Origin of the sequence: Rhizobium beringeri, from assembly GCF_004306515.1 — a bacterium.
GTDB classification, from domain to species: Bacteria; Pseudomonadota; Alphaproteobacteria; order Rhizobiales; family Rhizobiaceae; genus Rhizobium; species Rhizobium beringeri.
This window is the reverse complement of sequence record NZ_SILG01000001.1, coordinates 1,746,517-1,773,347: the sequence shown is the minus strand read 5'-3', so window position 1 is coordinate 1,773,347 and position 26,831 is coordinate 1,746,517. Positions and strand designations below refer to the sequence as shown.

Sequence of the window (26,831 nt, the reverse complement as noted above, 5' to 3'; positions counted from 1 at the left end):
TTTCCATCCCACGCCTGCTGATTAAAACTCAGTCTTTCCTTTTATACTCTATAAGGATTACAGCAACTCATATGCATTGCTGGAAGCAAGAACCTCTCTAATCATTCATCGATTGTGCCAGAGGTGGACGGAGTTTCATCCGGGTCGTACAATGCGATCTATCCTGCACGCGGCGGATCTGGGAGGAGCGCGCGATGCCTATCTTCATGGACCGGCACTTTCTTGAAGGAACGTCAGCGGCTGACGTTGCTCAGGCACATCGCATGGATCTCGACATTCAGGACAAGTACGGCGTCAAGTTCCTGACCTATTGGTTCGATCAGCGGCGCGGGACCGCCTTCTGCCTCGTGGATGCGCCGGATGCGGAAACTGCGCAATGTGTGCATCGCGAGGCACACGGCTTCGTCGCCGCCGAGATCGTCGAGGTTGCCCTGTCAGCGGTCGAGGCTTTTCTAGGCCGAATTCATGACCCTGAGCCGGCGCCCGGCCAATCCTCCGCTCAGGTGGATCCCGGCCACCGGGCAATCCTCTTTACCGACATCGTCGGATCGACAGCGATGACATCGCGCCTCGGCGACCGGATTGCGACCGAAATGGTCCGCGCCCATGACTCTATCGTGCGCCGATGCCTCAGCCAGAATTCAGGCCGGGAGGTGAAACACACCGGCGACGGCATCATGGCGGCCTTCGCCGCGACAACGGCAGCCGTCGAATGCGCCATGGCGATCCAGCGGGAATTCGAGCGTTACAACGGCGGAAACACCGAGCCGATTCATATCCGCATCGGACTGGACTGCGGCGAGCCGGTCGAGGACAGCAACGACCTCTTCGGCTCGACCGTGCAACTTGCCGCGCGACTCTGTGCGGCAGCCTCCAGCGACCAGATCCTCGTCTCGGAGAATATTTTTCGGGAATACGGCGCCGCCGATCTCTTCGCTCACGCAACGCGCCGACGGTTCAAGGGGTTTTCGAAGCCCATGCTGGTGTTCGGATGCAAGTGGGCGGATGCCGGCGTAAATTAAGATCAGTTGAGATCCGACACCCGCATAGCCAGTTGCCTCCAGGCAGGGCTTGCCGCGGCGCTTTGTGGCCAAGAAATAGGCGATCATCAAAGCATGGCGCGCAAAACTGTGCCGCGGTTTTGCGACAACGACATACGGCCTTGAGGAATTGGCGACCCGGATCTCACGACCTTTGATCGGAAGCGGCATTCGCGATCTGCACCCGGCAATCAAAATAGTTCAAGACCGATGTCGGTTTCCGGCAGGCTCATGCGTCGTCACGATAGGAAGCCGAAGAAATTTGCCCAAGCAAGGAAACGGATGCGATGACAATCACGATCACAGCATTTGAACGATCGCCCGATGGCGGCAAGGGACTGGCGCGCGATACGCGCGTTCGCTGGGCGCTCGAAGAAGTGGGGCAGCCTTATGAGGTTCGTCTTCTTTCCTTCGCAGAGATGAAGACGCCTGATCATCTGGCCATCCATCCCTTCGGTCAGATCCCCACCTATGAGGAAGGTTCTCTCTCGCTGTTCGAGACCGGCTCGATCGTCTTTCATCTTGCCGAGCAGCATGCGGGCCTGCTTCCCAGGGATCGCGATGCCCGCGCCCGCGCGATCACGTGGATGTTTGCCGCACTGAACACCGTCGAGCCGCCAATCCTCGAATTGATGACGGCAAGAATATTCGAAGCTGACAAGCCTTGGAGCGAGGAGCGCTTGCCGTTGGTCAAGGACCGTGTTCGCGCTCGGCTGGACCAACTCTCGGCTTACCTAGGCGTCGCCGACTGGCTCGATGATGCGTTCAGCGCGGGCGATCTGTTGATGGTATCCGTGCTGCTGCGATTGAGAATGTCAGGCATTTTGGACGAATATCAAAACCTGGCTGCCTATGTCGCGCGCGGGGAAGCACGGCCCGCTTATGCCAGGGCTTTTGCCGCGCAATTTGCGATCAACGCCCCATTAACCAGCCGAAACATGAGCTGATAAGGCCGAGCCGACAGCGGGCTTAAAAGCAGGAAGCGCCGAGCATTTGACCAATGCTCGGCGCTTCCTGCTTGACGCTTTTGGCGTCAACTTCTATGCAATGAAACGGCCGCTTGGATCGTTTACCGACTGGCCAACTTCCTCGCTATGCTCCAACTCACCTCAATCCGGCTATGGCTGCGCGCTTATGCGTCGACGACCTATGCATTGCCCATATGTTGGTTCATCAGCCGCTCGAATTTGGGGCCGCCCTCGACCTTCGCCAACACGCCCGACATCTTCAGAAAACGCCGGAAATTCTCGCGCGCAGCGCTCAGCGGGAAACGCCCGTTGGCGGTATCTCTGCACGCCTTCAACAGCGTGTCATATGCCAAACCCCGTTTGTCCTCCGGCCACCCGTCCAGAACATCGAAGATTTCATCGAGGCACGTGACCTCATCGATGAAATGTTGGCGATGAAGCAGAATCGGATCAAACCGAGTTGACGACATAGTATCCTCCCATTTATATTACTTTTTTATGCTCTAATTTTACTGAAAAACCACGATTTGTTCAAGTCAAAATCGCGTCCGCTTGGCTATTAACTTCGTGCAACTACTTCCATAACGACAGAATAACCCGATCAGATTAGACTTAAGCGTCTTTGATCACCGGTTGAGGGTCGACGCATCACGAATATAGATTGTTTGATCAATCGCGCGAATGTTTCAGGTCAAGCGAGCGTGATCAAACGTGCCAGAAGTTTCGTATATTCTCGTGTTGGCATGGTAGATTGCGACCATGACAACCTTGCGAGGAGACGTTCAGATGAACCGATTTTTTACATTGGTAGCGGGAGTGCTGATTGGCGTGTCCGCGTTCACGTCTTCCTGCACAACGCCGGCAAGGCAGGATCACCAGGATTTTCAATATCAACGGGATAGCTCAACAAACCCGGCATGCGCGGATGGGTTCAGACCCAGCAATGCCCGCTCGTGCAGTTATTGAAAGGCATAGAGCCGGAAATTGGTTTTGCGTCTGAGGCGGCACGCGACAGCAATGGGACCGGTCGGGAACTCCTAAGCCTGCTTCACCGTTATGTGATCGGGTCACAGTTGGCCCGATCCTAAACAGGAGAACGGTTCCCCATGAACAATTTGATCTGGCTTGTCGGCGCTGTCGTTATCGTGCTCGCGATTTTGAGCTTCTTCGGCTTCCGCTGATTGCAGGCTAAGTAAAGTGCGGGGTTCAGCCGCGCCTTCTCCTGCCAGCGATCAGAGGGACGATGATATCCTCTGCGCCGATGGATCGATCGGGATTGGGAGCGCTTGTCCTTCTTGGCCGGGCTGGGCCGATATTTGCACGTCGAGCGGCGTTGCGCCGAGTGCTGCTGCAATGTCTTCAGCCCGCTTCCTGAAAGCGTCGGGCTCGAATCGAGACTCCCGCCGTTTCTTCGACTATCCGCAGAATGACGTGTGATCAGCGCCAAAAGTAGATGATCACCCCCTCGGTCTTCCTTTACAATCAGTCGTTTCGGCCTCCCAAGGCAGATCGTAAGGGAAAATCGATGGATCGCCTTGTTGGCGCAGACAAAGCGGCACAATCGCAGAAGCGGCCGGTAGAAGCGGATCGGCCGGAGGGCTTGGCGCGGGATTTAGCGGCCATCAAAGTCGGCGACTGTCTGCTGGGATACAAGGCCGTCCAGCGCCGCATGCGGGCCAGCCGTTGGAACCATTTCCGCGGCAGGATGCGCGAGATCGAAAAATTGATCCGGCATCGCCACGGAGACATTGTGCCCGAGGCCGATGACGCATTGATCTATGTCGAGGTAATCGCCGGCCTCGCCCTTGTCGAATTCAAGGAAGAGTTCGTCGATGTGGTGCTCGGCTGGGCGGCGCGATGGCTGCCATGGGCCGGGAAAGCCCAGATAGAGGAAGTCATCTACGAGCGGACAAAGCTGCGCTTTTCTGACTTGTCCGCCGACGCGCTCGGCCACGCTCTGCACTTAAGCTACGCGGAACGGAGCGCCCTCAATATTCGCACCATCGGCGCCTTCGACGTGCCGAAGCGGAAAAGAGCAAAACTTCAAAAGGAAAAGCGACGCCAGCGGGACCGAGCGCGAAAAGAGGAGCAGCGCCGTGCCGCCGGCGCGCTTTCCAGAGCCGACTATCTCGCCAATTCTTTCAGCCAGGCGCGCCCCTGGGAGGCTTTCGGCATCAGCCGCCGGACCTGGGAACGCCGCGGCAAACCAATGCCGGATCCGGAGACGATATCGGACTGCGGTTCGATCTCGCTCGCCGCCTAGGTCAAGAGCCTTCCCATTTTAGCCAGGTGGTCTGAACCAGGTATTCATTGCCTTTTGCAGACCATCCTGCGTCCTGTCGCCCACCCACGCCACATATCCATCGGGCCGGATCAACAGCGCGGTCGGCGCGGAGACGACACCCAGCGCAGGCAGCTCAAATGCACCGTCATATCTGGCGTCGACCAACGTGATGCGGTCCGACCACGACGCGATGTCTAAGCTGCCGGGCGCGCCAAGATTCAAGAGTATTGGCCGCGCATCTCGGAGCAACGCGAAGACACGCACGGGACCATCTGATGTGACTAGGTCGAGGTCAGGCATGCGGCGGCCGAGCAGCGGATGCCCGTCGCCGAGGTCGTAATGGATACCGAGTCCGGACATCTCGGCCGCGATGCGTTTGCGCGGCTCCTCCATGCCGAGCAGCTCCGTGACGATGTCTCGCAAGGCTTCGGTGCGATCATCGGTGCGCTGCAATGCGACCTGCGCCATCGTCGTGCGCAACACGCGGGCCGCAACCGGATGCCGCTCGGCGTGATAGGTGTCGAGCAAGGCGTCAGGCGACGTGCCTTTCACCACCTGGGCCAATTTCCAACCGAGATTGACGGCATCCTGGACGCCCGTGTTGAGGCCCTGCCCGCCGACCGGAGAATGCACATGGGCGGCATCGCCAGCGAGGAAAACCCGGCCCTTGCGGTAGGCCGTTGCCTGCCTTGATATGTCGGTGAATCTGGAAATCCAGTTGACGCGATGGAGTCCGTAATCCGTTCCGAATGCAGCAATGAGCGCTTCTTTGAGGTCGCCGAGCGTCGGTTCAGTCGTCGCGCCGGCATTTTTCTCCGGCACCATCAGGCCGATCGGACCCTCTTTGGCAAAGACGATCTTGCCGTCGTGGATTTCGTACTCCTCCCTGCCGAAGGCATAGATACCAAGGGCCGTACGATGGATGCCCAATGGCGGCTCTTCTTCCATCTCCACTTCGGCGAGAATGTTGCCGGTCGTCGGATCCCATCCTGGAAATTCGATGCCGGCAGCTTTGCGAACCAGACTGCGGCCTCCATCGCAGCCGACGAGATAGCCTGCCCTGAGCTGGGAAGCATCGGAGAGTTCAAGGGTGACGCCGGTATCGTCCTGCGCGAAACCCGTTACCTCAAGGCTGCGATAGATCGGCACCGCCAGCTCGCCGACCCAGGCGGCCAGAATGCGCTCGATATGCTTCTGCCGCAGCGCCAGCCCATAATTGTGCCGGGTCGGAAAATCGCTGATATCCAGACGGGTGACCGCGAACCCCGTGACCTGGGCTATCTGCCCTTCCGCGAGGAACCGGTCGACGATGCCCCGCTGATCGAGAACCTCGAGCGTGCGCGCACTCAGACCGCCGGCCCGCGTACCGGCAAGCTCCTGGTTGGGTCGCCGTTCGACAATGGCGACATCGACGCCAGCCAAGGCCAGCTCGCCTGCCAGCATCATGCCCGTCGGCCCTGCCCCGACAACCACGACTGCATGTTCCCTCATCCGCAGACTCCCTCATTTCAATGGTTCCAACGCGACATCCCAGGGCTCCAGAGACCTGGCCCCACTGCTTTCTCCCCATCCAATCGGCCCATCCAATCGGCCCTGCGCAGATACCGATTTTCTCTGTCGCAGGTTGTTCTCCCTATAAATATAGATCCATACTGGTTGGAAGGACTTGCGACAGGATTTCAGGCTTGCTCTCCAAAGCCCTATTCGCTGCCACTTGCGGGTCGCTTGCTGTGGAGCCCAAGCTTTTCAACACGACCTGACCGGGTGGGCGGCGCGGGATGCGGCGGGAGCAATCAATTCCTTGGAAAGACGTATCTCACTGCGGAGCTGGAGCTTTTTGCGGAATCGTCTCGGCCGCTGGTCGCTCAGACGGATCGGCGGGATGGCCATAGATTGTGTACATGGCCCCGGCTAGAACGCCCAAGACGAGAAGAGCCAGGACGTAGAACATCATGCCGCGGATTGCCGTCTTCGGTGTCTCGTCCATCAAGATCTCCAAGATTACTCAGCGGTCAAATTCAATGCGAGCGCTTTTGGTTCCGACGCGGAGGTTGTTCAAGTGAGCAGCCATTCACGGAACGATCCAGTCCGGATCTGGTTTACCTCACATCCTGGTTGCTATGGAGGTCACCATGTGGGCCATCCTGATCGGAGCCGCTCTCATCATCGGCGGACTTCTTTTTCTCTTTACCTCGGCGCTTGGTCGAAGACCGAGTGATCCGCATCAAATGCCGCAAGGCGGCACCACGCTGGAACCACGGCGCCAAGGCCTCAGGTTCCTCGGGATATCCAAAAACTGGCCGGCGCTGGCCGTTATCGCAATCGGTGCACTTCTATTGGCTTTTGGTGGATATTCATGACATCCGACAGTCCTTGGCCGCCTTAGCTCCTTCGGCAAAAACCCGGCTTTCACCGGGTTTTTGTTTAGGCACTACCAAGTCTGGCGACCGGTCCAGTCATCGATGTCGCGTCTGATACGGTCCTTTTCGATGCCATAACGCTCCTGGATCTTGCCTTCCAGCTGGTCGCGCTTGCCGGCGATTTGGTCAAGATCATCGTCAGTGAGTTTACCCCACTGCTCCTTGATCTTGCCCTTCGCCTGCTTCCAGTTTCCTTCGATCCGATTCCAATCCATGGTCGATTTCTCCTCTCTGTTGATGAGAAGAAAACGGACCGCAGTGGAAGTTGGTTCCTGTGTATCAGCGGATTTCCGCGAAGCTCAATTCCTGCGGCAGACGCAAGGCGCTGCCCATGTCGAATATCCACACCCTAATGAAGAAAACCATAAATAATTCGTGAAGAACGAATAGATGTATAAACTATTTATTTATGCATGAAGCAAATATTCCTCCGTTCTTGTGCTATACTGTGCTACGGGGAGAAGAACAATGGCACTCGATGTATTCGTGAACCTCTACAATTTAGGTGGCCTGGACGCACTTAACGTTTCTCTGCGAAGCCTGCCGGATGACGAAAGGCTTGGCGCTTTACTCTCGCTTGAGAAGATAGGGTACGAAGTGATCTGGAATGCCCAGAGAAAGCCGGCTTCTGCATATGTGTGGAGCGGGCCGAACGAGAACTAGTTGCCAGATGGGACAAAGACCTATCACGACAATGGGGGTGAGTCCTCACGACCTTGTGTCTCCCGTCACCCGCTCAAAAGAGAGATGTTCCATCCTCCCATCGATTCGAAGGAAGCGAGGGCGATCATGATCCGATCCCAGATAGCCGACGCACAAACCGTGTTGAGCGACGAAGAAGTCTCCCTCTGCCAGAGAGTGTTTGACCACATCAGCTCGATGCGACAAATCACAACAGACACCGAGCGCGAAGATCTGGCTCGGCGGGTTATCCATTCGTACCAGCATGGGGTGAAGGATGAGGGCGCGTTACTTCGGCTCCTGATCTAAGGTCGCGGCAACTATCTTGACGACTAGAAATGGTGAGAGCGTCGGGGTTCGAACCCGAGATCTACTGATCAAAAGTCAGTTGTATCATGACTTAAATCACTGATTTTACTTTATTGTTTAGCGTTAATTTTCAACTGTGCGTAAAAATGTGTGTACGACAAGCGGAAATTTTCCCGTTATTTGTGGTGTGCGATCAATTCCGGCCTCGGCCGCCTCCCCAAAAAATTTCCTAGATATTTAGTCCCGGCATTTGATGGAGCGGATCGAAGGTGAAGCGCTCGAGTTGTGAAGCCCATGCTTTGCAAATGAACTCGTAGGGTGTGAGGCCTTGATGGTTCGGTTCATCCTCTCGACTTGACCGCGGATGTCTCGGCTTGGTCGTGCGCTGCTCGATATCGCTAGTGGCGCAGGTGTATTCGAAGGCATGGCCCAGATGCGTTCGCCATTGGCGATCGCTTCTTTGATCAGCGGCACAGCCGACCCTCCTTTTGAGATTTTTAAGCTTTACTAACGAGGTGTGCAGTGCCACCAGGCAGATCGCCTGAGCGACGTATTCCCTCGTGCGATGCTGCGCATGTAGGTCGCCTTTGTTGGTCGCGCGAGCAACGACTTTCGTCATTCCCACCAAGTGCTTGCAGGATAAACGAGATCTGTTCACCAAGGCCCTCTTCAGCATTCCCGGCGTTCCGAGCCCACTCCTCGACGAGGACCGGGTGGTAGAAAGGCACGAACGCATTCATCGCACTTCGGGCAGCTATGGCTGCATCGATGACACTAAAATTGCCGGCGTCTGCCCCTTCTTCGATAATATTTTCGATGATCGCCACAAGACGAGCGCTATGGGCGCTAATAACTGGCCAGCTCTGCGCCGTTGCAGCGACGATCAAGTCATGGACCGGCTTCTCTTCAACGAAGTTCTTTCTTCTCTCCTCATGGAGCAGCTTGAAAAGACTTTCGAGCTTCTCGTGAGCCGGCGCCTCTTGCCGGGCGACTGCATCCGCCAACCGAGTAGCTTTCTCGATGAACCGGCCGCAGATCGACTTGTTGATCGCTGCCCTCGACGGGAAGAACCGGTAGATGTTGGCACTGCTCATCCCGAGGCATGTTGCGATATCTGCGACAGATGTCTTCTGGTAACCGATGCGGCGAAAATGCTCTTCCGCCACATCGAGGATACGCTCGCGCCACATTTCGACTTCAGTGCCCGAGCGGCCCTGTGGGATCACGATACGTGGCACGGACGCCCCTATTCTGCCGCCAGCGCTATCGGCCGCGCCTGATGTTCGGCCGCTTCCTCTTTCTCAACTGCTTTGGGTGGTTTGATCCGAAACCACACAGCATAGAGGGCCGGAAGGAAGAGCAGGATCATCACGGTGCCTGCCGCCGTTCCGCCGATCAGGGTATAGGCCATCGACCCCCAGAACACTGAGTGGGTCAGAGGTATGAATGCCAGGATCGCCGCGAGTGCAGTCAGGATAACAGGTCTTGTTCGCTGGACGGTCGCTTCGATCACGGCATGGTAGTCGTCGAGCCCTGCCGCCTGGTTCTCCTTGATCTGCTCTGTCAAGATAAGCGTGTTTCGCATCAGTATGCCTGCGAGCCCGATCAAGCCGAGGATGGCGTTGAAGCCGAAGGGTTGATTGAACAGCAGCAAGGTCGGAACCACCCCGGCAAGACCAAGCGGTGCGGTCAGCATCACCATTGTCATTGTCGAGAGACTGCGAACCTGCAGGATGATGATGATCAACATGGCAGCAATCATCAGCGGGAAAACCTGCGCAAGCGCAACATTGGCCTTCAATGACTCCTCGATGTTGCCGCCCATTTCGATACGGTATCCAACGGGAAGCGATGCGATCAGCGGCTGGAGGGCCTTCATGACCTGTTGCGAAACCTCCGGTGGCTGCGTCGCCTCGTTGATATCAGACCTTATAGTGATGACCGGGGTCCGGTCACGACGCTTCAAGATCGGCTCTTCGAAGCGGATCTCGGAATGCCCGATCTGATCGAGGGGAACCTGGCGGCCATCCCGGCTCATCAGCGAAAAGTCGGCAAGTCGTGACGGGTCGAGGCGGTTTTCGCCAGCACTTCGAGCAACGACAGGCACGTTGCGGATGTTGTCGCGCACTTGCGTGACAGGGATGCCGGTGAGCAGCATCTGCATCTGCTGGGCAGCCTCCGATGGAGAAAGACCAATCAGATTGAGCCTTTCCTGGTCGGGGACAAATCGCAGAACAGGTGTTCGGTTGCCCCAGTCACGGTTGGCTTGGCGGACATCGGGAACGGTCTTCATAATCGCCAGAGCCTGCTCGGAAATCTTATAGAGTTCATCCTGATCAGGCCCCATGATCCGGAACTCGACCGGGAACGGCGTGTACGGACCAAACACGAGCTGGGTGACGCGCACAGAAGCTTCGGGAACAAGACCCTCGGAAATAGCGGCACGAAGGCGGTGCTTCAGTTCTTCGCGCGCATGGGCATCAGGCGTGAGCACGACCACTTTGGCGAAGGCGGGATCCGGCAATTCCGGTGCCATAGCAAAGAAGAACCGGGGTGCGCCCTGCCCTACGTAACTTGTGACGATGTTGGTCTCGGGTTGGGTCTGTAGCCAGTCTTCAACCTTCTTAACCGCGGATGTCGTCGCCTCGATGCTGGTGCCCTCGGGCATGCGCACTTCAACCAGCACCTCCGGGCGATCCGATGTCGGGAAGAATTGCTGTTTCACGCCGCCCATCCCAACAACCGAAACGGCCATGGTGATGCCTACCACGGCGCAGACCATGAACTTATGGCGGACAGCGAACTCGATGACGGAACGCAGACGACGGTAATTCGGCGTGTCATAGATGGCGTGATGACCGCCCTCGACCGGCTTGATGTTCGGCAGCATCTTGACGCCAAGGTAGGGCGTGAAGGTAACAGCCACGATCCAGGATACGATCAGGGCAAAACCGACGACCCAGAAGATGTTACCGGCATATTCGCCGGCCGTTGATTTTGCGAACCCCACGGGCATCAGCCCGATGATCGTCACCAGCGTGCCCGACAGCATTGGCGCCGCAGTATGGCTCCAGGCATAGGCGGCCGCCTTGATGCGGTCCATGCCCTCTTCCATCTTCACGACCATCACCTCGATGGCGATGATGGCATCGTCCACAAGAAGGCCCAGCGCAAGGATCAAAGCGCCGAGCGTGATGCGGTCGAAGAAGCGCCCGGTTTCCAGCATGATGAGAAAGACCACGGCAAGTGTGAGCGGCACAGCAAGCGCGACGACAATGCCGACGCGCCAGCCGAGTGCGACTAGACTTACGAACAGCACGACGCCAAGCGCCATGGCGAACTTGAGCATGAACTCGCCGACGGCCTCCTCGATATTGACAGCCTGATCGCTGACCTTGGTGAGCGTCATCCCCAGCGGCAGTGTCTCCGCGATCGCGGCGGATCGAGCCTCAAGCGCTTTTCCGAGATCAAGTCCGTTCCATCCCGCCTGCATTACGGCACCCAACATAATTGTTGGCTCGCCTTCATGGCGGATAATGTAGGTGGCAGGATCTTGATAACCGCGCCGTACATCCGCGATATCGGAGAGTTTCAAAGTCCGGCCAGCGGCCACGATCGGCGTGTCGGCAATCGCTTGCACACTGTTATAGGCTCCGTCGAACCGTATGAAGACCTGTGGCCCCCTTGTGTCAATCGAGCCGGCGGGTGTGACCGTGTTCTGTCGCTGCAAAGCAGCAGCGATATCTTGCGCCGATATGCCGAGTGTCGCGAGCTTCGCGTAGGAGAACTCGACGAAAATCTGCTCGGGACGTTCCCCGACGATGTTGATTTTCTTGATGCCAGGAACATGCAGCAGGTCCTGCCGGATGACCTCGGCCTGCCGCACGAGATCGCGCATCGGCAGTCCCTTTGCCTTCAATGCATAGAGACCGAAGCTCACATCGGAGTATTCATCGTTGACAAATGGCCCGATGACGCCCGGAGGGAGATTGCGGGCTTCGTCACTAAGCTTCTTGCGCGCCTGATAGAATTCTTCTGCCACGGCACTTGCCGGGGTGTTATCCTTGAGGGTGACCGTCAGGAAGGCGTAGCCCGGTCGGGTTGTCGTCTCGACGCGGTCGTACCATGTGAGTTCCTGAATGCGCTTTTCAAGCGGCTCGGCGACAAGGTCCTGCATTTCACGGGCAGTGGCACCTGGCCAGACCGAAGTAACAGTTAGGGTCTTGATTGTGAAAGACGGATCTTCGGCGCGCCCCAGCTTGACGAAGGCGTAGGCGCCAGCGGCGGCCAGCAGCACAATAAAGAACAGGGTGATGGCACGTTCGCGTACGGCGATGGCTGACAGATTGAAGTTCATCACTTTTTCGCCTCTTGCTGCGAGGCAATCCTGATGACCGCGCCGTCGGCGAGGAGATGCGCGCCCAGTGCTACAACCTGCTCTCCAGTTCCAATTCCCGTAACGAATGCCATCTCCTCGCCAATCCGCTGAACTTTGACCGGAGTGAACTTCACCGTTGATGTTGTGCCGTTGACGACCCACACTCCGGTGCGATTACCGTCATCCAGAATTGCGCCCACTGGTATAGCAACCTCCGACTGGCGGTCAGCATCGAGAATTCTAATCGTCACTGTCGAGCCAAGCGGGGCGGAAGCCGCATCGCCTTCGAGAACATAACGCGCCTCGTAGGTACGGGTTTGCGGATCGGCGGAATCCGAGATCTGCCGAAGTTTGGCCTTTCCGCTTAAACTTCCGCCTCCATAGACGCTGGTCTGCGCTTCGGAGCCAATCTTGGGCCGCAGAGTCTCCGGAAGCCAGACAACAGCCTCGCGCGGGCCTGCCTGCGCCAGTTGAACGACGGTCTGGCCCGCTGCCACGACTTGTCCCGGATCTCCAAGGGTCTGGGTTATGGTTCCATCAGCGTCGGCAACAAGAAGCGTGTATGCAGTCCCATTTTCGGCCACTTTGGCGTCGGCTTCTGCTGCAGCAAGCTGAGCAGAGGCTGTGTCGAGCGCTGCTTTTGCCTGTTCATAACGCTGCGGAGTAGCTGCCAAGCCATTTTTTACCAGCGCCGCATAGCGCTTTTCGTCTGCTTGCGCCTGAACTAAGACAGCGCGTGCTGCGGTAACGGTATTACGCTTTGCTGTCAGCGCGAGTTGGAGATCGGTCTCGTCAATGCGCATCAGCGCCTGGCCTTGCCTCACCTGCTGCCCCACGTCGACCATCCGCTCGACGATTTTGCCGGGAACACGAAAACCAAGGTTGCTTTGTACCCGGGAAGCGACAGTGCCTGTGAAAGAGCGCTCAGCCGCACCGGTGGTCGTTGCCTCCACCACTCTTACGAGTGGTGACGCTGTTCTTGGATCAGCGGCCACCGCTTCCTGCTTGGTGGGTTCAAAAACCACGAAAAAGGCCCCGGCTGCGCCGGCCGCTGCCACGAGACCTACGAAAGTCAGGACAAGTTTGCGTTTCATTTTGAGTTTCTCTTCTTGACGGGCGACATGGATGATTTAGATTGCGATCTAAATCTATTTTTGTTATAGATGTCAAACAAAATCTAATCGGAGGTCGATATGAGAGTGAGCCGGGCACAGGCTGAGGAGAACCGCGAAACGGTGATCAACGTCGCAAGCCGTCTGTTCCGAGAACATGGCTTCGATGGAATTGGGCTGAAGGATCTGATGAAAGGGGCCGGCCTGACCCAGGGAGGTTTCTACAAGCAGTTCGCGTCGAAGGACGACCTCGCCGCACTAGCATCGCGGCGTGCGATGGAAAGCGCCACACAGAGATGGTCCGCAGCGGCTGCAAACAGCTCCGAGCCCCTTGAGGCAGTCATGGCGTTCTACCTTTCATCGGACCACAGAGGCGAAAAGTCAGAAGGCTGCCCACTTGTGGCGCTTGGATCGGACGCGGCTCGCCAGAGCAAAGAGGTCAGGCGCCCATTTGAAGACGGGATCCGGGCTCACTTCGAGGTTCTGGATGAACTGATGGCCAGCGATACGAGCTCTAGTCCCAGCGGCAGGGCGATGGCCATACTGTCTCTCATGGTGGGCGCCGTTACGCTGTCGCGGATCATGGAAGACGAGGACCTTTCACGAGACATCCTTAACGCAGCGGCCGGCGAAGTCAGGCGCATTGCGCGCGGCGACGATGTCGCTGAAGGCTAAGCCGGGTTCAATGACCTGGCGCGGAAAAGTGCCGAAGTTTAGCTCCCGCCCTGGCAAGGTGAGTGTGTCCTAAGGCTCCTGCATAAGCCGCATGTTTAGAGAACAGGCCCTTACCGCATCATCGGTCAAGAGGCTGACGGCATGCCTATTTTTGCAGTGAAGACAGGTGGAAGAAAGATGCGTCGTATCGTTGTCACAGGAATGGGAGCTGTCAGCCCACTTGGTGCGAATGTCGGGATATCACGGTCGCCCCTGCTTGCGGGTCAAAGCGGTATCCGTCGACTGCCTGACGATATCGTCGGAGACCTCCTTTTTGCACGTAAGTCGCAGACAGCCTACCCGACTTTTACAAGACGCAGTTCATCACACAGAAAGAAGTGATTTCCATGAACAAGAACAATCTTGGCGTAGCCTTGGTGACTGGGGCATCCACCGGCATCGGGTATGCAACGGCCGCAGCCCTGCAGAACGCGGGCTTTCGCGTGTTCGGAACCAGCCGCCGCCTCGCAACCCAGAGGAGCGACGGTGTATCCATGCTGACATGCGACGTGACCGACGACGCGTCGGTGGCGAAATTGGTTGATGACGTGCTAGCAGAGGCCGGCCGCATCGATCTTCTTGTCAATAATGCTGGCATGGGGCTGCTTGGTGGCGCGGAGGAGTCCTCAATGACCCAGGTTAAGTCGTTGTTCGACGTGAACGTCTTCGGCGTTTTCCGTGTGACCAACGCGGTGTTGCCGGTAATGCGACGCCAAGGGAAGGGCAGAATCGTGAATTTGAGCTCGGTACAGGGGTTCATCCCCGCTCCCTATTTCGCGCTCTACTCGTCGACCAAACATGCCATCGAGGGTTATTCCGAATCGCTCGATCACGAATTGCGCGCCTTCGGCATTCGCGTTTCGCTGGTCGAGCCAGCCTACACCCGGACGTCGTTCGAAGACAATCTCGCCAAGCCGGATCAGGTGCTCGATATATATGACTCTGCGCGCGCTGGCATGAATGTAGTCGTGCAGAAAGCAATGGAAATAGGCGACGCGCCCGACGTGGTGGCCAAGGCAATTATTGCCGCTGCGACTGATCCCGCTCCAAAGAGGCGTTATGCGGCCGGAAAAATGGCACGCCAGGTCAGTTTTCTGCGCCGCTTCGTCCCTGCATTCGCATTCGACAAGAGCCTCCGAAAACAACTCGGGCTGCCGGTCTGAAACCGACGACATCCTGTTCCGCTTAATGAACAGGCGCGGTAGATTCGAACCTTGTCACCGAAGACCGTATGCGAGGTCATTTAACCCCCCTCAGACTGTGCGAGACATGTGTGAGGGTATTATAGCCGATATTTTGGCCAATCCAAGGTTTTAAGCCGTTGAAATCGTTGGTGAGAGCGTCGGGGTTCGAACCCGAGACCTACTGATTAAAAGTCAGTTGCTCTACCAGCTGAGCTACGCTCTCCCTCTCCGCGGGTGTGACCACCCCGGCTGGAAGTGGGCGGAACATAGGCAGGCGACCCATTGCGGTCAACCGAAAAATTTGCCTTTTTCCGGCGGTCGGCACATTTCTTGCGAGCGCGAGGGTGTCTTGTCTTGCGCGCGCAAAAAGGTGATTGGCAATCCCGGGTCTGCAAAGCTAGGAACATCACGCAGATTGCAGCCGGAGAGAATGCGTGTCGATTGCCGATATTTCCTTGTGGAGCGCGTTGATTGCCGGGGCGCTTTCCTTTCTGTCGCCCTGCGTGCTTCCCCTCGTCCCGCCCTATCTCTGTTATATGGCCGGCATTTCGGTCGAGCAGTTCCGCGGCGGCGGTGCGGTTGCGGTGGCACCCGACATCAGGCGCGGTGTGTTCTTCTCGGCACTGCTCTTTACGCTCGGCTTTGCCACCGTCTTCGTGGCGCTCGGCGCCGGTGCTTCCAGCATCGGCATGGCGCTTCGCCAGCATCTCGACCTCTTGTCGAAGATCGGCGGGCTGATCATCATCGTCATGGGGCTGAACTTCCTCGGCCTCTTTCGAATCGGGGTACTTGCCCGCGAGGCGCGCTTCCAGAGCAGCGGCAAGCCGGCGACACTGACGGGCGCCTATATCATGGGCCTTGCCTTCGCCTTCGGCTGGACGCCCTGCATCGGCCCGGTGCTTGGCGCCATCCTCGGCGTTGCCGCCTCGCGTGAGACGGTCGGCTCCGGCGCCGGGCTGCTCGCCATCTATTCGCTCGGCCTTGCCATCCCCTTCTGGATCGCCGCCGGCTTTTCCGGCGCCTTCATGCGCTTCCTGTCGCGCTTCCGCCGCCATCTCGGCACGGTGGAAAAGGTTATGGGCGTCTTCCTGGTGCTTACCGGCCTCGCCTTCCTGTTCGGATGGGTCAGCAATGTGGCGATCTGGTTCCAGCAGACCTTTCCAATCTTGATGCAGATCGGCTAGGCCACGCGTTGCCGTGTTTCCAGGCCATGTAGGTGGCGGTATCGGAAGCCGCCGCGAGATCGGCTTCGTCGCTTCCTCCCGCGCCGTCGGTCGTCGTGTGTAGGAGCCGACGGGCAATGCGGCTTTTGCGGGGCCTTTCGGGAAAAGCGTCCCACGTTTCGGGATCGCTCATTGGTCAAGGGGACGCTCCTCCGCGTGCTGAGAATATCTGGCATCCGCACGCCGACGCTGCCATAAATGAGCTTCATCGAGGGAGGTATCATGATGCAGAAGAATGCGCCGGACTTCAGCCTTGAGGGCAAGGTGACGTTGGTGACAGGAGCGAGCCGTGGCATCGGTCGAGCTTGCGCGCTTGCCTGTGCCGCAGCAGGTTCCGATATTGTTTTGGGGGTCCGCGATGTCGCAGCGTCGGCGAGCCTGGTTGCTGAACTGGAGGGCGCGGGACGAAAAGTTCTGCCCGTTGAACTGGACATTCCCAATAAGGCCCATATCGCACAAGCGGTCGACGCGGCGCTTACCACGTTCGGTCGGATCGACGTCCTCGTCAACAACGTCGGCGTGGCTCCGGGCAATCTCGCGGAACTCGTCGAGGAGAAGGACCTTGACGAGATACTCGATGTCAACATCAAGGGCACCTTTCTGATGACGCAGGCTGTGGGCCGGCACATGATCAAGCGCAATGGGGGCCGGATCATCAACATCAGCTCACAGGCTGGCACCGTGGCACTGCGCGGCGAGGCAATCTATTGCATGAGCAAGGCGGCAATTAATCACCTCACGCGCTGCCTTGCAGCCGAATGGGCACGCTATGATGTCACTGTAAACACCGTATCGCCGACGTTCATCCACACCGATGGTACAGCACCATTTCTATCCGATGCCGACAATCGCGAAGCGACGCTCGGTCACATTCCACTCGGCCGGATCGGTGAAACCGATGATGTGGTGGGTGCCGTGGTCTTCCTGGCATCGCCGGCTGCGAGCCTCATCACCGGCGCGAATCTGCTAGTGGACGGTGGATGGTCCGTCGCCTGAGATCGAAGCGCCCCTGCGCCGCAAGTCCTGTCCAGACAAGAACAACGATTTTGCCGGACAAGGATCGTCCTACGTCATCGGCAAAGGCGCTGGCCATCTAAGATTTCGACCAGCATTAATGGCCGCGCCCCGCCTCTCATGCAAACTGGCCACGAATTCGGCCCGGAGCGAAAGAGCGGTCGAGCCGAAAGACCGTCACCGAGGAGTTCGGCCTCTTCGGCGACTTGCGGACGCCGATGAGGGATCTACATTCCCTGGATGAAAACCTTCGAATCCGACAACGGCTCTCGGCAGAATACGCTTCGTCAGGTGCTGCGAAGGCTCGACAGGGCCGACGGCAGGCAGGCGGTCGCCTTTCGGCTGGTATTTGCTGCCATTGACATCGCCATTCTCGCCTTCTTCCTGCTCGGCCCGTACCTGCGATCCGGCCCGTCCTATCTGATTATCGACTATGCGATAGCAGTGTGGATCGCCGCCGAGATGATCGGCCGGGCGGTCGCCGCATCCTCTGTGCGCGAGTGGATTCGGCGGCCGATGACCTGGATCGACTTCGTGGTGCTGGCCACGCTGTTGCTGCCGGACCTGCTCTTCAATTTCGCTTTCCTGCGGATCATGCGGTTCTGGGCGATCGGCACGAGTCCGCTGCTCAAGGACTTGCTGCGCAAGGCCGGCTATTTATACCTTCTCGACGTCGTCCGGGCGGTGATCAATCTCCTTGTGTTCCTCTTCATGGCAACCGGGTTCGTCTATACGTCCTTCTTCTACAACAGGGAGGGAGGCGAAGGATTCGTCGATGCGCTATACTTCACGGTCGCGACTGTGACGACGACGGGATTCGGAGACATCACGCTTCCGGGAACGCTGGGCAAGCTCACTTCCGTTGTGACGATGATCGTCGGCATCTCCCTATTCGTCAGGCTTGCTCAGGCAGTCGTCCGGCCTCACAAAGTAACCTATTCCTGTCACCGATGCGGCCTTCAGCGCCATGACGCCGACGCCGTTCATTGCAAGGCGTGCGGAGAGGTCTTGAACATACCGGACGAGGGATCGTGACCGTCGACCCTGGCTAGAGCATTTGTGGCGAGCCCATTCACAGGCTTGCCGCATTCGCTGATCTGATCAACTCCGCGCTCATCAGCACGCCGCCGGAAGTAAAAAGCAAGGCCCGCACCTATGCCGTGGTATGGCTTGCCCTGTCCCTCGGCCCCACCCGCTCTTATCCCTCGACCCAATCGATCGCAAACACGCCTCCATGTAGCGTCGTCGATGCCGTGTTTAAGGCGGCGGTCAGAAGGAGACGAACATGAACCTTGAGACAAAGATGAGCCTGGACAACACCGCACACACCGGCAGACCTCGGCTCGACGAATTGGTTCCGTCGCGCTACGCGGTGCAGGTCGGCGAGATTGAGGTGCTGGTGGTCAGCGATGGCGTGCTACCGCTCCCAACCGCGATGCTGGGACACAACATCGACCCCGCCGTCCGAGCGGCCTGGCTGAAAGACATGTTCCTGCCGCAGGACGCCTTCGACTGGGCACTGAACGTGGTCGTGGTGCGCAGCGGCGACCAGACCATACTCCTCGACGCCGGGCTGGGGCTCGACCCGGACTTGCACCTGCCGCGGGCCGGGCAGCTGATCAAACGACTGGAGGCCGCCGGCATCGATCTTGCGTCGGTGACCGACGTGGTCCTGACCCACATGCACATGGACCACATTGGCGGGCTGCTCGTCGACGGGGTGAAGGACCAGCTGCGTCCGGACCTGCGGATCCACGTGGCGGCCGCCGAGGTCAAGTTCTGGGAGGCGCCCGATTTCTCCCGGGTCTCCATGCCACCGGGGTTCCCGGACGCGCTTCGGGCGACCGCCAAGCGGTTCGCCAAAGAGTATCGCAGCTATTTCAGGCTGTTCGATGATGAGTATGAGGTGGCGCCGGGCGTGGTCGTCCATCGCACCGGCGGCCACACCCCCGGGCACAGCGTGGTCCGCGTGGCCTCAGGCGGCGACCGGCTGATGTTTGCCGGCGACGCCGTGTTTGCGGTCGGGTTCGAACACCCCGACTGGTACAATGGCTTCGAACACGACCCCGAGGAGGCAGTCCGCGTTCGCCTCCGTCTTCTCAGGGAACTGGCGGATACCGGCGAGCAGTTGGTGGCTACTCACCTGCCGTTCCCGTCTGTCGGCCGGGTGGCGGCCGACGGCGACGCCTTTCGCTGGGTAGCGGCCTTCTGGGACTACTGATCGCTTGTCGGGTTGGATCGTAGAGCGTGTACTCAGTGAGTCCACGCTCTATCGATTTGTTTTTGCGCAATTCCGGACGCAAAAACCGCTACACACTTTTGCTGGAATTGCTCTTGTTTCTTCGCAATTCCGGACGCAAAAACCGCTACACACTTTTGCTGGAATTGCTTAAGTCAGATCCTGACCCGCCGACCATCCCCGCGCACTGGAAGACCTCTTGGCCGATATCGTCAGCCTGCTTTTGCCGTTCTTCGGCCTGATCCTGATCGGTTACATCGCCGCTAAGGCGACCAAGCAGCCGGCCGAAGCACTCGGCTGGCTGAACACTTTCATCATTTATGCCGCCCTGCCCGCTCTGTTCTTCAAGCTCGTCTCGCGCACGCCGATCGAAGAACTGACGCGCGTCGATTTCATTGTCACCGATATCGCGGCGACCTATGCGGTCTTCATCCTGCTTTTCGTCATCGGCCGTGTCGTGCGCGGCAATTCGCTTGCCGATTGCACCATCCAGTCCTTTGCCGGCGCCTATGGCAATATCGGCTATATGGGGCCGGGCCTGGCGCTCTTGGCGCTTGGCGAAGGCGCGGCCGTGCCGGTGGCGCTGATCATCTGCTTCGAGAACGCGCTGCATTTCATCGTGGCGCCGGCGCTGATGGCAGCGGCCGGCGACGACAAGCGTTCGGCAGGCCAGCTCGTCGCCGATATCGTCCGGAAGGTCGCGCTGCATCCCTTCATCCTGTCGACGGCGCTGGGCTTTGCTGTGGCCGCCTTGCACATCGACCAGCCGCCGGCGTTTCAGCGCCTCGTCGATTACCTCGCCCAGGCTGCAGCTCCATGCGCGCTCTTTGCCATGGGCGTGACGCTGGCGCTCCGGCCGCTGAAGCGGATCCCGGCTGAGATCTCCTATATCGTGCCGGCGAAGCTGATCCTGCATCCGATCGCAGTTTTCGTTGCGCTGACAGCGATTGGTGGTTTCGAGCCTGTGTGGATCCAGGCGGCCGTGCTGCTCGCCTCACTGCCGACGGCGACCAACGTCTTCGTTATCGGCCAGCAATATGGCGTCTGGCAGGAGCGCGCCTCGGCAACGATCCTGATCACGACGGTGTTTTCGGTGGTGAGCGTTTCGCTCTGGCTGATCGTGATCCGATCAGGCCTTCTTCCGCTTCAACTTTTCCCGTAGCGCATCCGGAATATCGCGGAAACCGCGGCCTGGCTCGATGCCCTCGCGCATGACGATGTTGCGCAGCGGCGGTATGGCCGAAAGGATATGCAGGCCGGCAGTCCGGAGCATCTGGACGGGCAGGAAATCCGAGAGCAGCGAGCGGTTGAGAATATCCACGCTTGCCGTGCGCGTCATGATGTCGGCGCGGCGCCTGCGGTCAAAGCTTTCTCCGGCATCGGCCGGCACCGGCAATTCCGCCCTGTCGCACAGGATATCGGCAAGCGCCATGATATCGCGCAGGCTGAGGTTCAGCCCCTGCGCCCCGATCGGCGGGAAGACATGGGCGGCCTCGCCGATGAGCGCGATGCGTCCCTTGCCGAAACGATGCGCCATCATGCCGGACAACGGCCAGACCTGGACGCCCTCCTCGACATCAACCTTGCCGAGCATGGACTGCATGCGTGCCTCGACAAGAGCGCCGAGTTCGGCAAGCGGCAATTCTGCGCGGCTCGCCGCCTCGGCGGGATCCTGCACCCAGACGAGGCTGGAGCGGCTTCCCGGCAGCGGCACCTGGGTGAAGGGGCCGTGTTTGGTGTGGAATTCGGTCGAGATGTTCTGGTGCGGCAGCGAATGGGCGAAATTCAGCACCATGGCCGATTGCGGATAGGACCAGTTGCGCACGGTAATGCCTGAGGTCTCGCGCAGCTTCGAGCCGCGGCCATCGGCGCCGACGGCAAAATCGGCCGACAGCGTCTCGCCGCCGGCAAGCGTGATCGAGACTGAAACGGCTGATATGTCGATCGATTCGGCCATATCGGTGAAACGGGTGATATTGCCCTCGCCGGCCGCAGCTTCTTCCAAAATGCCGGTCAGCGCCTTGTTGGGGAAATTGTAGCCGAAGGCATCGAGGCCGACCTCGGCGGCGCGGAAGGTGGTCGTCGGCGCGCGCAGCAGCCGATCGGTGCCGTCGACGATGCGCATGCTGGTGAGAGGGGCGGCTGCGGGGCGGAGCTTTTCCCAGAGCGTCAGGCGGTCGAGGAAGCGGATCGACTGATCCATCAGCGCCGTGGTGCGCCGATCCTCTTTCGGAGCGATGGGTGCCACCAGCGCCACGTTGCGACCGCCGCGCGCAAGCGCGATTGCGGCGATCATGCCGGCGAGACCGCCACCGATCACCGCCACTTCGAATCTCTTCATGCTACCGTTCCGTCATTCTAAAGCATGTCGTTATCGCAAAACCGCTGCACACTTTTGCGCGACATGCTCTGCAACGACGAACCGGTCGCTTATGCGGCCGGCTTCGCCTGACGGCGCCAACTATAGCCCTTGCCGGCGTCGGCGTCACGCACCGCCGGCTGATAATGATGGGGAATGGCGGGAAGACGGTTTTCGCCAAGCCGCTTCAGCGCCGTGGCGTTGGTGACGGAAAAGCTGTCGATGCCGACGCGCAGCATCAGCGGCACCTGATCGATCAGCACGTCGCCGACGGCGCGCAGCTCGTTGGTGTAGCCGAGGCGCTGGCGCAGCAGTGAGGCATGGCTGAAGGCGCGGCCGTCGTTGAAAGCCGGAAAGGCGACGGCGACGATCTCGAGGCGATAGAGATAGGGCTCCAGCCGGCGCACATCGTCAGCCGGCTTGATCAGCACGCCGAGGCCGACATCGTTGCTTTCGTCGGCCTTGGCGATCAGCTCGTCGAGGCCGAGCAGCGGCTTCTGCTCCTCGGTCGCCTTCACCTCGTCGGTCTCGATCACCCAGGGATCGTTTTCGACAAAACCGGTTTCTCTCCAGATCTTCGTCATCATCCCCTCCTTATGCCGCTTCGGCGGCCGAGCCGTAGAGCGCAGTCTTGAACGGCTGCGGCCCGACACGGCGATAGGCGGCGAGGAAGTTCTCGGAATGATCGAGGCGCAGGCCGAGATAGGTGTCGACGATCGTCTCGATCGCGTCGGTCACCCGGTCCGGCTCGAAGCCGCGGCCGATGATTTCGCCGATCGAGGTATGTTCGTCGCCGGAGCCGCCGAGCGTGATCTGGTAGAGTTCGGCGCCTTTCTTCTCGACACCGAGCAGGCCGATATGGCCGACATGGTGATGGCCGCAGGCATTGATGCAGCCGGAGATCTTGATCTTCAGCTCGCCGATCTCGGCCTGGCGTTCGGCATCGCCGAAGCGGCGGGAGATTTCCTGCGCCAGCGGAATGGAGCGCGCATTGGCGAGCGCGCAGTAGTCCAGCCCGGGACAGGCAATGATATCGGTGATCAGGCCGGCATTGGCTTCGGCCAGATTGATGGCGACGAGGCCGCGATAGACGGCTTCGAGATCGGCAAGCGCCACATGCGGCAGGATCAGGTTCTGCTCATGGCTGACGCGGATTTCGTCGAAGGCATATTCCTCGGCGAGATCGGCGATCGCATCCATCTGCGCATCCGAGGCATCGCCCGGAATGCCGCCGATCGGCTTCAGCGAGATCGTCACCATGCCGTAATCGGGGTTCTTGTGCGGCTGCACGTTCTGCTGAACCCAGCGGGAGAAACCGGAATCGGCCTTCTTCCAGCGGGCAAGGTTTTCCCAGCCTTCGGCGCGTTCGGGCAGAGCCGGCGGCGCGAAGTAGGCAGCGATCGACTGGACGTCCTTTTCCGGCAGCTTGAGCTCGGTATCCTTCAGCGCGGCGAATTCGGCTTCCACCTGGCGCGTCAGCTCCTCGGTGCCGGTTTCGTGCACGAGGATCTTGATGCGGGCCTTGTATTTGTTGTCGCGGCGGCCGTGCAGATTGTACACGCGCACGATGGCCGTGGTGTAGGAGAGCAGGTCTTCCTCGGGCAGGAAGTCGCGGATCAGCTTGGCGATCATCGGCGTACGGCCCTGGCCGCCGCCGACATAGACGGCAAAGCCGATCTCGCCCTTGTCGTTCGTCTTCACGTGCAGGCCGATATCATGGACCTGGATTGCGGCGCGGTCACGCTCGGCGCCGGTGACGGCGATCTTGAACTTGCGCGGCAGGAAGGAAAATTCCGGGTGGACCGACGACCACTGGCGCAGGATTTCGGCGTAAGGACGCGGATCGGCGATCTCATCGGCGGCGGCACCGGCGAAGTGATCGGCCGTGACGTTTCTGATGCAGTTGCCCGAGGTCTGCAGCGCATGCATCTCGACGCTGGCAAGATCGGCGAGCGCATCTGGAATATCGGACAGTTTCGGCCAGTTGAACTGCAGGTTCTGGCGCGTGGTGAAGTGGCCATAGCCGCGGTCATAGGTGCGGGCGATATGGGCGAGCATGCGCAGCTGGCGCGCGCTCAGCGTGCCATAGGGAATGGCGATGCGCAGCATGTAGGCGTGGAGCTGCAGGTAGACGCCGTTCATCAGGCGCAGCGGCTTGAACGCGTCCTCGGCGAGCTCGCCGGAAAGGCGGCGCTGGACCTGATCGCGAAACTGCTCGACGCGCTCGGTAACAAAGGCATGGTCAAATTCGTCGTAACGGTACATCGTCTTCCTCAGACTGCAATGAATTCGGGATCGGCAGGAGCGTAGCCCGGGGCATATTCCATGGTCGGGCCCTGTGCGCGGATGCGCTCGCGAAGGCGAAGCGGCCAGAGAATGCCGTTGGTTTCCTGAACGTCGACGACGGCGACGTCAACGACCTCGTTGTCGGCATAGGATTTTTTGCCGATCGCCTCCAGCGCCGCAACGGCCTCGGCATGACGGGCAACGAGCGCCTCCTGCAGCGAGGTGGACCACTTCCCATTCGCATCCAGCCAGACGGCAATGCCGTCCGTCAGCCGGTTGGCGGTCAGAACCTTGTCACCCATATTCAGCTCCTTGCAAGTTCCTCGAGCCGGGCGTTTGCGCGCACCAGGGGCTCGGACAGTTCGAAATTGGCGCCGGCGACCGCATCGCCGATAATGACCATGACAGGCCCGGTTAATTCGTCGCGGTGCTGCAGATCGGGCAGATCGGCGAGCGTGCCATGCAGCAGGCGGCGATCGGCGCGGCTGGCATTTTCGATGACGGCGACGGTGGTCTCAGACGGAATGCCCGCCTGCATCAGCCGCTCGGCGACGGAGGCGGCAACCGTGCGGCCCATATAGACGGCGATCGTCGCGCCGGAAACGGCAAGGCTTGCCCAATCGGGCAGCACGTCGCCGGTAAGATCATGGCCGGTGGTAAAGACCAGCGAGGAGGCAACGCCGCGCAGCGTCAGCGGCAGCTCGAAATCGGCAGCGGCGGCGAAAGCCGAGGTGATGCCCGGCACGACCTCATAGGTGATGCCAGCAGCGCGCAGTGCGGCCATCTCCTCCCCTGCCCGGCCATAGACCAGGGGATCGCCGGATTTCAGACGGACGACGCGCTTGCCCTGACGACCGAGATCGACCAGCAGGTCGTTGATCTCTTCCTGGGACTTCGAGTGGCAGCCCTTGCGCTTGCCGACGGAAAGCCGCTCGGCATCCCGGCGGCCCATATCGACGATCGCCTGCGGCACCAGCGCGTCATAGACGATGACATCGGCTTCCATCATCACGCGCTGGGCGCGCAGCGTCAGCAGATCCTCGGCACCCGGACCGGCGCCGACCAGCCAGACGTGACCGGCGACCTTGTCCATCGCCTGCAGCAGCCGATCGACGGCATGGCGGGCCTGCGGCAGGTTGCCGTTGGCGATCGCATCGGCAACGGCACCGGAAAAGAAGCGGCGCCAAAAGACCCGGCGGGAGACGCCTCTGGGAATCAGTTGTTCGACGGCCTTGCGGTAGCTCGTCGCCAGACCGGCAAGACGGCCGAGCGAGGGCGAAAGAAGCTGGTCGATCTGCGCGCGGATCATCTGCGCCAGAACCGGCCCTGCCCCTTCGGTACCGATCGCAACGGCGACGGGGGCGCGGTTGACCAGCGCCGGCGTGAAGAAATCGCAGTAATCGGGCTGATCGACGGCATTGGCCGGAATTCTGGCAGCGCGGGCGGCATCGACGATGCTGCGGTCGTCGGCTTCATTGCCGGTTGCGGCGAAGACGAGTGCTGAACCCTCGACCTGTTCGGCGGAGAAGGCAGCGCGCACGGTCTCGATGCGGTTGGCAATCAGGAAGGCGTGGTAATCGGCTTCCGGCCGGTCGGCATAGGCAATGATCCGCGCCTTTGTGTTCAGCAGCAGCCGCACCTTGGCGAAAGCTTCGTCGCCATTGCCGAAGACAGCCGTCTTCTGGCCTTCCACGCGAAAGAAGGCGGGAAATACCGAAAGCTGTTCAGTCTTGGGAGGCATCATCAATCCACTTCGAAGTTGCCGGAATATGCCCTTGATCGACAAGGGATTGAAGGAACAGAAATTCGAAAGCCCAAGCAAGCAGGTATTCTTTTGCTCGTGCCGTCAATGATTTGAGAAAAGTCACCCGTGCTGCCAAAAAGCCGCATATTCCCAGCCCGCTTGCTGCAGCGCAGTATAAAGCCTGTGACAAAAGACGTCCACCGATGCTTCGCGCATTTCACTCGCGCCGCCAAGGCGATAGACTGAGGAAAACTGGAGGGCCCCCATGCCTGATAAGACCATTGCCTCCCGCCTGCTTCAGGTCATGGAAGACGATATCCTGCCGCTGACGGAGCGTGGCGTTTCGCTTGGCAACAAGGTGTTCGGTGCGGCGATCCTGCGGAAATCCGATCTTTCGCTTGTCGTCGCCGAGACCAATAACGAGCTGGAGAACCCGCTCTGGCACGGCGAGGTGCATACGCTGAAGCGTTTCTACGAGCTTGGTGACAAGCCGCCGACCAAGGATCTGATCTTCCTTTCGACGCACGAACCCTGCACCATGTGCATGTCGGCGATCACATGGGCGGGCTTCGACAATTTCTACTATTTCTTCAGCCACGAGGATTCGCGCGACGCCTTCGCCATTCCGCACGACCTGAAGATCCTGAAGGAAGTCTTCGGGCTTGAACCCGGCGGCTACCGCAGGCAAAACGCCTTCTGGAACAGCTTTGCCATCGCCGATCTCGTCGAGACCGAGGAGGCTCCGCTGAAGACCGCGCTGCAGACACAGACCGCCCGCATCAAGGCGCGCTACGACGCGCTGTCGACCAGCTACCAGTCGTCGAAGAGCGCCAACGACATTCCACTGAACTGAGGGCCATTGAACTGAGGGCCTCT

26 protein-coding genes, 1 tRNA gene and 1 pseudogene are annotated in these 26,831 nt (G+C 59.5%); 15 read left to right on the top strand and 13 right to left on the bottom strand.

Going from position 1 to position 26,831, the window contains the following annotated elements:
- The first annotated feature begins 194 nt into the window (after window positions 1-194).
- Window positions 195-1,022, top strand: coding sequence for a nickel-binding protein (locus ELH03_RS09070; protein WP_128402439.1), 828 nt, complete (start codon window positions 195-197; stop codon window positions 1,020-1,022).
- 305 nt (window positions 1,023-1,327) lie between these two features.
- On the top strand, window positions 1,328-1,987 hold the full coding sequence (locus tag ELH03_RS09065; protein WP_128402440.1) for a glutathione S-transferase family protein: 660 nt from the start codon (window positions 1,328-1,330) through the stop codon (window positions 1,985-1,987).
- 200 nt (window positions 1,988-2,187) lie between these two features.
- On the opposite strand, the gene ELH03_RS09060 is transcribed toward ELH03_RS09065, so the two are convergent.
- Window positions 2,188-2,478, bottom strand: a complete 291-nt coding sequence (locus ELH03_RS09060) for a DUF982 domain-containing protein (RefSeq protein WP_128402441.1) — start codon at window positions 2,476-2,478, stop codon at window positions 2,188-2,190.
- 1,055 nt (window positions 2,479-3,533) lie between these two features.
- Between ELH03_RS09060 and ELH03_RS09050 the strand changes: the two genes are divergently transcribed.
- Entirely contained in the window at window positions 3,534-4,271 is a 738-nt protein-coding gene (locus ELH03_RS09050) for a hypothetical protein (RefSeq protein WP_128402443.1), read from the top strand.
- An 18-nt stretch (window positions 4,272-4,289) separates the two neighbouring features.
- On the opposite strand, the gene ELH03_RS09045 is transcribed toward ELH03_RS09050, so the two are convergent.
- Both ELH03_RS09045 and ELH03_RS37345 read right to left on the bottom strand, forming a co-directional pair.
- Window positions 4,290-5,783 carry an FAD-dependent monooxygenase gene (locus ELH03_RS09045; RefSeq protein WP_128409907.1) on the bottom strand — a complete coding sequence of 498 codons (1,494 nt, stop codon included), beginning with the start codon at window positions 5,781-5,783 and terminating at the stop codon, window positions 4,290-4,292.
- Between the two features lie 325 nt (window positions 5,784-6,108).
- Complete coding sequence (locus ELH03_RS37345; RefSeq protein WP_164902087.1) at window positions 6,109-6,279, bottom strand: hypothetical protein; 171 nt, start codon at window positions 6,277-6,279, stop codon at window positions 6,109-6,111.
- Between the two features lie 145 nt (window positions 6,280-6,424).
- Here ELH03_RS37345 and ELH03_RS09040 point away from each other — a divergent pair, with 145 nt between their 5' ends.
- Complete coding sequence (locus ELH03_RS09040) at window positions 6,425-6,652, top strand: hypothetical protein (protein ID WP_003539464.1); 228 nt, start codon at window positions 6,425-6,427, stop codon at window positions 6,650-6,652.
- 71 nt (window positions 6,653-6,723) lie between these two features.
- Here ELH03_RS09040 and ELH03_RS09035 read toward each other — a convergent pair whose 3' ends face one another.
- Window positions 6,724-6,927, bottom strand: coding sequence for a CsbD family protein (locus ELH03_RS09035; protein ID WP_018241935.1), 204 nt, complete (start codon window positions 6,925-6,927; stop codon window positions 6,724-6,726).
- Between the two features lie 253 nt (window positions 6,928-7,180).
- Here ELH03_RS09035 and ELH03_RS09030 point away from each other — a divergent pair, with 253 nt between their 5' ends.
- Together ELH03_RS09030 and ELH03_RS37895 are read left to right on the top strand one after the other, a co-directional pair.
- On the top strand, window positions 7,181-7,375 hold the full coding sequence (locus ELH03_RS09030; protein ID WP_105005917.1) for a hypothetical protein: 195 nt from the start codon (window positions 7,181-7,183) through the stop codon (window positions 7,373-7,375).
- Between the two features lie 126 nt (window positions 7,376-7,501).
- Window positions 7,502-7,702, top strand: a complete 201-nt coding sequence (locus ELH03_RS37895) for a hypothetical protein (protein WP_026238865.1) — start codon at window positions 7,502-7,504, stop codon at window positions 7,700-7,702.
- 497 nt (window positions 7,703-8,199) lie between these two features.
- Here the strand turns inward: ELH03_RS37895 and ELH03_RS09015 are convergent, their stop codons facing one another.
- From ELH03_RS09015 to ELH03_RS09005, 3 genes are read right to left on the bottom strand one after another with little or no spacing between them, the layout of a single operon-like run.
- Window positions 8,200-8,940, bottom strand: a complete 741-nt coding sequence (locus tag ELH03_RS09015) for a TetR/AcrR family transcriptional regulator (RefSeq protein WP_233942377.1) — start codon at window positions 8,938-8,940, stop codon at window positions 8,200-8,202.
- An 8-nt stretch (window positions 8,941-8,948) separates the two neighbouring features.
- Window positions 8,949-12,059, bottom strand: a complete 3,111-nt coding sequence (locus ELH03_RS09010) for an efflux RND transporter permease subunit (RefSeq protein WP_128409906.1) — start codon at window positions 12,057-12,059, stop codon at window positions 8,949-8,951.
- Window positions 12,059-13,174: an efflux RND transporter periplasmic adaptor subunit gene (locus tag ELH03_RS09005; RefSeq protein WP_128402446.1), complete on the bottom strand. Its 1,116-nt coding sequence runs from the start codon at window positions 13,172-13,174 to the stop codon at window positions 12,059-12,061. Before ELH03_RS09005 ends, ELH03_RS09010 begins: the two co-directional genes overlap by 1 nt.
- 99 nt (window positions 13,175-13,273) lie before the next feature.
- Here ELH03_RS09005 and ELH03_RS09000 point away from each other — a divergent pair, with 99 nt between their 5' ends.
- The 3 genes and pseudogenes from ELH03_RS09000 to ELH03_RS08990 all read left to right on the top strand — a co-directional run bounded on the left by ELH03_RS09000 (window position 13,274) and on the right by ELH03_RS08990 (window position 15,069).
- A complete protein-coding gene (locus ELH03_RS09000; protein WP_128409905.1) occupies window positions 13,274-13,867 on the top strand; it encodes a TetR/AcrR family transcriptional regulator in 594 nt (197 codons plus the stop codon).
- A gap of 177 nt (window positions 13,868-14,044) precedes the next feature.
- Window positions 14,045-14,176, top strand: a pseudogene (locus ELH03_RS08995) (beta-ketoacyl synthase N-terminal-like domain-containing protein); the annotation flags it as partial.
- A gap of 77 nt (window positions 14,177-14,253) precedes the next feature.
- Window positions 14,254-15,069 (top strand): oxidoreductase, encoded by an 816-nt coding sequence (locus ELH03_RS08990; RefSeq protein WP_128402448.1) that lies wholly within the window; start codon window positions 14,254-14,256, stop codon window positions 15,067-15,069.
- Window positions 15,070-15,237: 168 nt separating this feature from the next.
- On the opposite strand, the gene ELH03_RS08985 is transcribed toward ELH03_RS08990, so the two are convergent.
- Window positions 15,238-15,313: transfer RNA gene (locus ELH03_RS08985), tRNA-Lys, on the bottom strand.
- A gap of 211 nt (window positions 15,314-15,524) precedes the next feature.
- On the opposite strand from ELH03_RS08985, the gene ELH03_RS08980 reads away from it, so the two are divergent.
- The 5 genes from ELH03_RS08980 to ELH03_RS08960 all read left to right on the top strand — a co-directional run bounded on the left by ELH03_RS08980 (window position 15,525) and on the right by ELH03_RS08960 (window position 20,728).
- On the top strand, window positions 15,525-16,274 hold the full coding sequence (locus tag ELH03_RS08980) for a cytochrome c biogenesis CcdA family protein (RefSeq protein WP_105005911.1): 750 nt from the start codon (window positions 15,525-15,527) through the stop codon (window positions 16,272-16,274).
- 264 nt (window positions 16,275-16,538) lie between these two features.
- On the top strand, window positions 16,539-17,309 hold the full coding sequence (locus ELH03_RS08975; protein WP_128402456.1) for an SDR family NAD(P)-dependent oxidoreductase: 771 nt from the start codon (window positions 16,539-16,541) through the stop codon (window positions 17,307-17,309).
- 258 nt (window positions 17,310-17,567) lie between these two features.
- A complete protein-coding gene (locus tag ELH03_RS08970; RefSeq protein WP_128402449.1) occupies window positions 17,568-18,362 on the top strand; it encodes a potassium channel family protein in 795 nt (264 codons plus the stop codon).
- A 250-nt stretch (window positions 18,363-18,612) separates the two neighbouring features.
- A complete protein-coding gene (locus tag ELH03_RS08965; RefSeq protein ID WP_128409904.1) occupies window positions 18,613-19,548 on the top strand; it encodes an MBL fold metallo-hydrolase in 936 nt (311 codons plus the stop codon).
- A 217-nt stretch (window positions 19,549-19,765) separates the two neighbouring features.
- Entirely contained in the window at window positions 19,766-20,728 is a 963-nt protein-coding gene (locus tag ELH03_RS08960) for an AEC family transporter (protein ID WP_128409903.1), read from the top strand.
- Here the strand turns inward: ELH03_RS08960 and ELH03_RS08955 are convergent.
- From ELH03_RS08955 to cysG, 5 genes are all read right to left on the bottom strand, one after another.
- Window positions 20,696-21,907, bottom strand: a complete 1,212-nt coding sequence (locus ELH03_RS08955) for a UbiH/UbiF family hydroxylase (RefSeq protein ID WP_128409902.1) — start codon at window positions 21,905-21,907, stop codon at window positions 20,696-20,698. The two genes, ELH03_RS08960 and ELH03_RS08955, sit on opposite strands and share 33 nt — an antisense overlap.
- 89 nt (window positions 21,908-21,996) lie before the next feature.
- Window positions 21,997-22,509 (bottom strand): DUF934 domain-containing protein, encoded by a 513-nt coding sequence (locus ELH03_RS08950; RefSeq protein ID WP_128405025.1) that lies wholly within the window; start codon window positions 22,507-22,509, stop codon window positions 21,997-21,999.
- Between the two features lie 10 nt (window positions 22,510-22,519).
- A complete protein-coding gene (locus tag ELH03_RS08945) occupies window positions 22,520-24,190 on the bottom strand; it encodes a nitrite/sulfite reductase (protein ID WP_128409901.1) in 1,671 nt (556 codons plus the stop codon).
- An 8-nt stretch (window positions 24,191-24,198) separates the two neighbouring features.
- Window positions 24,199-24,513: a DUF2849 domain-containing protein gene (locus ELH03_RS08940; protein ID WP_011651871.1), complete on the bottom strand. Its 315-nt coding sequence runs from the start codon at window positions 24,511-24,513 to the stop codon at window positions 24,199-24,201.
- A gap of 2 nt (window positions 24,514-24,515) precedes the next feature.
- Window positions 24,516-25,952 (bottom strand): siroheme synthase CysG, encoded by a 1,437-nt coding sequence (gene cysG / locus ELH03_RS08935; protein ID WP_130766240.1) that lies wholly within the window; start codon window positions 25,950-25,952, stop codon window positions 24,516-24,518.
- 268 nt (window positions 25,953-26,220) lie between these two features.
- Between cysG and ELH03_RS08930 the strand changes: the two genes are divergently transcribed.
- On the top strand, window positions 26,221-26,808 hold the full coding sequence (locus ELH03_RS08930) for a deaminase (protein WP_018484754.1): 588 nt from the start codon (window positions 26,221-26,223) through the stop codon (window positions 26,806-26,808).
- The last annotated feature ends 23 nt before the right edge of the window (window positions 26,809-26,831 follow it).